Origin of the sequence: Idiomarina sp. UBA3162 (genome assembly GCF_002364475.1) — a bacterium.
Taxonomy (GTDB): Bacteria; Pseudomonadota; Gammaproteobacteria; order Enterobacterales; family Alteromonadaceae; genus Idiomarina.
Genome location: NZ_DEYI01000085.1, coordinates 21,034 through 27,095, shown reverse-complemented (window position 1 = coordinate 27,095; position 6,062 = coordinate 21,034). Strand labels below are relative to the sequence as shown.

Annotated in this window: 6 protein-coding genes; 4 read left to right on the top strand and 2 right to left on the bottom strand. The window is 43.7% G+C overall.

The window, feature by feature from the left end:
- The first annotated feature begins 82 nt into the window (after positions 1 to 82).
- Complete coding sequence (locus B2X00_RS10655) at positions 83 to 706, top strand: SAM-dependent methyltransferase (RefSeq protein ID WP_290487527.1); 624 nt, start codon at positions 83 to 85, stop codon at positions 704 to 706.
- Positions 707 to 728: 22 nt separating this feature from the next.
- On the opposite strand, the gene B2X00_RS10650 is transcribed toward B2X00_RS10655, so the two are convergent.
- Both B2X00_RS10650 and B2X00_RS10645 read right to left on the bottom strand, forming a co-directional pair.
- Positions 729 to 2,468 carry a bifunctional protein tyrosine phosphatase family protein/NAD(P)/FAD-dependent oxidoreductase gene (locus tag B2X00_RS10650; RefSeq protein WP_290487526.1) on the bottom strand — a complete coding sequence of 580 codons (1,740 nt, stop codon included), beginning with the start codon at positions 2,466 to 2,468 and terminating at the stop codon, positions 729 to 731.
- Positions 2,469 to 2,482: 14 nt separating this feature from the next.
- Positions 2,483 to 3,355, bottom strand: a complete 873-nt coding sequence (locus tag B2X00_RS10645; protein ID WP_290487525.1) for an MBL fold metallo-hydrolase — start codon at positions 3,353 to 3,355, stop codon at positions 2,483 to 2,485.
- A gap of 239 nt (positions 3,356 to 3,594) precedes the next feature.
- Between B2X00_RS10645 and B2X00_RS10640 the strand changes: the two genes are divergently transcribed.
- From B2X00_RS10640 to B2X00_RS10630, 3 genes are all read left to right on the top strand, one after another.
- Positions 3,595 to 4,491: an MBL fold metallo-hydrolase gene (locus tag B2X00_RS10640; protein ID WP_290487523.1), complete on the top strand. Its 897-nt coding sequence runs from the start codon at positions 3,595 to 3,597 to the stop codon at positions 4,489 to 4,491.
- Positions 4,492 to 4,546: 55 nt separating this feature from the next.
- Positions 4,547 to 5,176, top strand: coding sequence for a peroxiredoxin (locus B2X00_RS10635; RefSeq protein ID WP_290487522.1), 630 nt, complete (start codon positions 4,547 to 4,549; stop codon positions 5,174 to 5,176).
- Positions 5,177 to 5,279: 103 nt separating this feature from the next.
- Positions 5,280 to 6,032 (top strand): sulfite exporter TauE/SafE family protein, encoded by a 753-nt coding sequence (locus B2X00_RS10630; protein ID WP_290487520.1) that lies wholly within the window; start codon positions 5,280 to 5,282, stop codon positions 6,030 to 6,032.
- Positions 6,033 to 6,062 lie beyond the last annotated feature (30 nt).

Genomic DNA, 6,062 nt, shown 5'->3' with positions numbered 1-6,062 from the left:
AGTAAAAGCCGATCAGGGTTATCATTAATTATCGAGGTTACATAAGTTGGTCACGGGATATGAGTGAAGAGGAGAAAGGATATTGGAAAGTAAGAATTTTTGGAACGACCGCTATTCTGATGAAAGATATTTGTATGGGAAACAACCTAATGACTTCCTCAAATATATTTTGCCGCCTAAGAACGATGTTCTTAAACCCGGCAGTCAGGTTTTATGTCTAGCTGAAGGTGAAGGGCGTAACGCAGTATATCTGGCTGAGTGTGGACTTAGAGTAACGGCGATCGATATCTCATCGGTAGCATTAGCTAAAGGAAAGAAACTGGCTGACGAGCGAGGTGTTTCGGTCGACTGGAAACTTGCGGATTTATCTGAGTACGACTTCGGTGTAAAGCAATGGGATGCCATTGTTGCGATCTTTATGCATTTATCTCCTGATATGCGGAAGTCAGTACTAAATAAAATACCGCCTGCACTTACAAACGAAGGTATATTTATTGGCGAGTTTTATCGTAAAGAACAACTTCAGTTAAAAACAGGAGGCCCTCAAGATGAGGCATTAATGTATAGTGAACAACAGCTTGAAGAGGATTTAGAACCACTTAAGTTTGTTGATTTAGCCTCAGTTAACCGAAAAGTGATTGAGGGTTCCGGACATACAGGTGATGCCGCAGTGGTACAAGTTGTTGCTAAAAAGGTGGCTTCTTAGTAAGCCACCTTTACTTCACTTGTCATGGCTTCTCTTTAAAGTCGCAAACATCTCGTTTCGTATTATTCGTCTCAGAAGGCTTTGAGTGTTTAGGTGACGCCAACCACTCCCGTCCTTTTAACATCGCTTCCCAGTATAGCCAAGGTAATAGTTTTTCTTTTAAGAACCAAGCTGCACTCGTAGCTCGTTTGCCATTAATAAGCCACGATGGAAATGTCGGCTGCAAAACGCCTCCGTAACCAAACTCTGCCAATACGATTTTTCCTCGTTCAACCGTTAATGGGCAGGAGCCGTAACCTTCGTAAACAGCGCAAGGTGATTCCTCATTTAATGTTGATACGATATTCTCTGCAACGACAGGCGCTTGTTTGCGAACTGCAGCTGCAGTTTTTGCATTAGGCGTATTCGCAACGTCACCGAGTGCATAAACATTGCTGTAGGTTTTGTGCTGTAAACTCTCTGAATTTACATCAACCCACCCTGAATCGTCAGATAGGGGGCTATCAGCAATAATTTTAGGTGCACATTGAGGGGGGCATACGTGTAACATATCAAAAGAACGAGTCACTTCTCGCCCGGTGCCATTTGCGTCGACAACTACAAATTGCGCGGTTTTTGCCTCACCGTTGACTGACTTGAGAGTGTTTTTAAAATTAAGTTTAATTCCGTACTTTTCAACATAGTTCGTCAACGCCGGAACATAGTCGGAAACTCCAAATAACGCGGCACCTGCGGTGCAAAACTCAACGTTAATATCACTTAGCTTCCCTTGACGCTGCCATTCGTCACAAGACAAATACATAGCTTTTTGAGGAGCACCAGCACATTTAATCGGCATAGGTGGTTGAGTGAATATTGCAGTTCCTTTGCCTAGCGACTGAACTAGTTGCCATGTATAAGGCGCTAAATCGTATCGATAATTAGATGTCACACCGTTTTTTCCCAAGGTTTCAGATAAACCAGGAATAGCTTCCCAATTTAGGCTTAAACCTGTTGCGATAACCAAAACGTCGTATGATAGCTCTTCATCGTTATCGAGTAATAGCCGATTATGCTCTGGCTTAAATGTTACGGCATTATTTTGGTACCATTTGGCGCGAGCTGGCACGACAGATGCCATCGAACGTTCAGTTTGCTTTGGCTTGAATACACCACCGCCTACAAGCGTCCAGCCGGGTTGATAAAAGTGAGATGTAGCCGAGTCAACAATTGCAATATCTAAGTTTGATTGGCGTTTTAACAAGCTCGCAGTTACTGCTAAACCCGCAGCTCCACCACCAACAACAACCACTTTATGATGCGCTGTTCGACGACCATTAGATTTTTTAGTGAGCTCTGCGTTTGCAGATCGCGCCTGCATGCGCGGCGCTAGACTCGATAGGTCATAGCCTGCTACAGATGCTGTCGCTAATAGTTCCGATGTTGGTTGATGTTCGGATTCTGCAAGCGCCCAAAGTGAACTTGAGCGTGTTCCCGTTCGACAATACGCAAGCGTTGGTCCGTCACAGTCTTGTATTATTTTTGCAAATTGACTGATTTGCCGATCAGATATTTCACCAGGCACAACGGGTAAGTAATAAAAAGCCATGCCATGGGCTTCTGCTGCATTTTCAATTTGCTGCGCATTGGCTTGATCCTCGCTCTCATTATCTGGGCGATTACATATGATTGTTTTGAAATTATCAGACGCCAACGCATTGACATCATCAATAGTGATCTGCGGCGAAACTGTCAATTTGCTAGTAAGCTTCCGAAGGTCCATAGATTACTCTCGTATTAAAATAAATTGAGTGGAATTTTAAGATAACTCTGACCATTATCTTCTGGCTCCGGGAATTTTCCAGCGCGCATATTAATTTGTACTGAGGGAAGTATCAGACGCGGCATATTTAATGTTTTGTCTCGTTCAGACCGCATTGCAACAAATTCATCTTCGGTCTTATTTCCACCGACATGAATGTTATGTTTTTTCTCATCGGCAACCGTCGTCTCATACGCGTACTCATCTCGGTTGGGCGCTTTGTAATCGTGGCACATAAATAGCCGAGTTTCGTCTGGTAGCGCGAATACTTTTTGAATGGATCGGTAAAGTGTGCGTGCGTCTCCACCGGGGAAGTCACAGCGTGCTGTGCCGTAATCTGGCATGAATAGAGTGTCACCGACAAAAGCGGCGTCTCCTATTACATAAGTCAAGCATGCCGGTGTGTGTCCGGGGGTGTGGAGCACTTTAGCTTGCAGTTTTCCAACAGCAAATACATCGCCATCAGCAAATAGATGGTCAAACTGGCTACCGTCGCGCTCAAACTCAGAGCCTTCATTAAATGCTTTACCAAAAGTATCTTGCACAGTTTTGATGTGCTCTCCGATGCCCATCGGAGCGCCAGTATGATCTTTTAAGTAAGGCGCTGCGGAAAGGTGGTCCGCATGAACATGTGTTTCTAAAATAAAGTCGACAGTAAGGTTTTTGTTCTTGATAAAATCGAGTATTTGGTCCGCTGAATCTGTGTTGGTACGACCAGCGGCATAGTCAAAGTCTAATACTGAATCGATAATTACACAGTGCGAGGAGTTAGGGTCCTGAACCACGTAACTATATGTATTGGTTGGCTCATCGAAAAAAGCCGTAACCTTAGGTGTAATTGTGGACATCGTATACCTCTTAAAAACATATTCTAAAACGAAATAACCTTATAACCATAAGGTAGTTTTTACCGCAAGCTTTTACAAATACTAATCTGCTATAGATGAGAGTTCTATTAGAACTTAATCATTGATTCAAAAAATCGATTAACCTCATCGGCTCACCATCATGTTTAATCACTTGCCCTAAAAACATATTGTTATATGCTTATAACTAAATTATCAAGTCGTGTTTAAAGGAGTCCATTATGACAAGCATCATTCGTAAAAGTCCTTCTACTGGAAAAGGGTCTCCCCATGTGTGGGGCATCTATGAAGCTGATACCGGCTCAGTGCAATACATTGTGGCAGATCCAGTGACTCGAAAAGCTGCTTTGATCGACATTGTTCAGAACTTCGACCCTAATAGTGCAAGAACAAGCTTTGCGAGCGCAGAAGAAGTTCTAGCGTTAGTCGAACAAAATCAACTAACTGTGGAATGGGTTTTAGATACTCACCCACATGCGGATCATCTAATGGCGTCTCACTACTTAAAAGAGAAGGTAGGTGTACCTAATGCCATTGGTAAAAAAACATGTGAGATTGCGAAGCTTTGGTCCGAATACTACAACTTACCGAGTGCATTCAATCCAGCAAAAGATTTCGATTATTTACTTGATGAAGGCGATAGTTTCAATATTGGTGAATTAAACATCAAAGTTTGGTTGTCACCAGGACACACGCTGGGGTCTATTACTTATGTGGTTGGTGATAGTGCATTTGTCCACGATACATTCATGTTCCCGGACAGTGGTACCTCACGAGCTGACTTTCCTGGTGGCTCATCTCACGATTTATGGAACTCGTTGCAACGTATTCTTGAGCTTCCGGACACTACACGTCTTTTTGTGGGACACGATTATGGCAAAGACGGTCGAGAACCACAGTGGGAGGCAACAGTAGCTCAACATAAACAGGGTAATGTTCATTTGGCGGGTCATGTCACTGAAGACGAGTTTCGCAACACTCGCGACACTCGTGACGCAACTTTGTCGTTACCAGATAGAATGCTGTACGCACTCCAAGTAAATTTGCGAGCAGGCAAATTGCCACTCAAAGAAGATGATGGTCACCATTACTTCAAGATACCAGCGAACAAATTTTAATCATGCCATTGAATCTGATGGCTTTTCTGTAACCATAGCAAAGAAGGTAATTACCATGGGTTTACGTATAGGCAATATTGCACCCAACTTTAAAATTGAAACTACGCAAGGGACGATCGATTTTCATGACTGGGCTAAAGGATCATGGACGTTCTTTTTCAGTCACCCAGCTGATTATACGCCAGTATGTACCACCGAGATGGGACGTACGGCTCAATTAGCGCCAGAATTTGAAAAGCGTAATGTCAAACCGCTCGGACTATCAACTGACACTGTTGAAGAGCATTTAGGTTGGATTAAAGACGTTAATGAGACGCAGAATACTGTTCTTGAGTTTCCAATTGTCGCAGATAAGGATAAGAAAGTCGCTGAACTGTACGACATGATCCACCCGGATGAAGATGACACGGCGGCGGTACGTTCCGTGTTTATCATCGATCCAAACATGAAAATTCGTTTGACCATGACATACCCAATGGCAGTAGGGCGCAATTTTGCCGAGATTTTACGAGTTATCGATGCATTGCAAACGACAGATAAACAAGAAGTCGCTTGCCCCGCGGACTGGGAAGTCGGTAAACCGGTTATTATTCGTCCTAGCGTTTCTGACGATGATGCGAAGAATAAGTTTCCGCAAGGATGGGAAACGCTGCGCCCATACTTACGGTTAACCAATTTAAAATAGGAGAATAGTAGAATAGCCGTGCGTTAAGTGCGGCTATTTCCTTTTTTTGAATTTAATATATTATAGTTATAACCATATTCGATCAGGGAATATAGAGGTTCATATGCTGTTTGCGATTATTGGTGCGTTAATTATCGGTGCGTCTCTGGGGCTATTCGGCTCGGGCGGCTCGATCCTAACCGTACCTGTTTTAATGTACCTTGTTGATATGCCTGCCGATTTAGCCATCGCTTCTTCGTTGCTCATTGTCGCAGGTATTAGTCTTTTCGGATCTATTTCTTACATTCGTCGAAAGTCTGTGAGTTGGAAACACCTTTGGGTATTCGGTATTCCTGGCATGATCGGTACATATGGCGGTGCGTGGCTCGGAACCTTGGTGGACAGTCGCTGGCAATTACTGGTGTTTTCATTGCTGATGATCGTCGCTGCCGTGTTCATGTGGCGCAGTAAATCGCCAGAAAACGGCAACACGCAAACACTTAATTACACTAAGGTCATGTTTGAGGGCTTAACTGTTGGCGTGATTACTGGGTTTGTGGGTGTTGGCGGTGGGTTCTTAATCGTACCTGCATTGGTCTTACTGGCTGGTTTATCAATGCCCGTTGCTATTGGCACCAGCCTCCTCATTATTGTTATCAAGTCGATCGTTGGCTTCTTTAAATATTACGCTGTCATGTCGAGCCAAAATATCACCTTTGACTGGGTTGTTATTGGTATCATGATAGTGGGGGGCGTACTGGGCTCAGTGTTTGGCGCCAAACTCGGCCGCTCGATTGCTAAGGATAAACTGCAAAAAGGCTTTGCGGTATTCTTAGTGGGCATGGGGCTGTTCGTCATCATTAAATCAGTGCTCTGATTTCTCAGATTGAACAGCCCTTAAAACTGG

What these genes read in the sequence shown, in the direction of transcription:
- B2X00_RS10650 (WP_290487526.1), bottom strand. Translation starts at nt 2,468, where the DNA reads ATGGACCTTCGGAAGCTTACTAGCAAATTGACAGTTTCGCCGCAGATC.
- B2X00_RS10645 (WP_290487525.1), bottom strand. Translation starts at nt 3,355, where the DNA reads ATGTCCACAATTACACCTAAGGTTACGGCTTTTTTCGATGAGCCAACC.
- B2X00_RS10640 (WP_290487523.1), top strand. Translation starts at nt 3,595, where the DNA reads ATGACAAGCATCATTCGTAAAAGTCCTTCTACTGGAAAAGGGTCTCCC.
- B2X00_RS10635 (WP_290487522.1), top strand. Translation starts at nt 4,547, where the DNA reads ATGGGTTTACGTATAGGCAATATTGCACCCAACTTTAAAATTGAAACT.
- B2X00_RS10630 (WP_290487520.1), top strand. Translation starts at nt 5,280, where the DNA reads ATGCTGTTTGCGATTATTGGTGCGTTAATTATCGGTGCGTCTCTGGGG.